We start from the raw sequence: 294 nt of genomic DNA on the forward strand, positions 1-294 counted from the left end.
CGACGGGCAGTGTCATCACGTAGGACTCCTCCCAGAGCGGCAGGAACAATTCGTCCTCGCAGCACAGCTCTTCCACGGCCAGGCGGGCATCGCCCTGGCAACCTTCTTTCAGGGTCAGTAACAAATTCGGCAGCGCCTGATGGGCCATACGTATAAACCCTTCGATATGGCTGTCAGCAATGTCACCTTCCACACCCAGCTCGAGCAGTGCGCGGCTTTCACCTGCACGAAATAATCGGCTCAAAGCCATGGCGTCGGCAACCATTCGCCGCGCCTGTGGATACAGCACTCGCG

The 294-nt window shown here is 58.8% G+C and carries 1 pseudogene; it reads right to left on the reverse strand.

Annotation, left to right across the window (positions count from 1 at the left end):
- A pseudogene (locus KW848_RS31460) lies at positions 1–294 on the reverse strand (LysR family transcriptional regulator); the annotation flags it as partial.

It is taken from the genome of Pseudomonas sp. PDM25 (genome assembly GCF_019219045.1).
Classification (GTDB): Bacteria; Pseudomonadota; Gammaproteobacteria; order Pseudomonadales; family Pseudomonadaceae; genus Aquipseudomonas.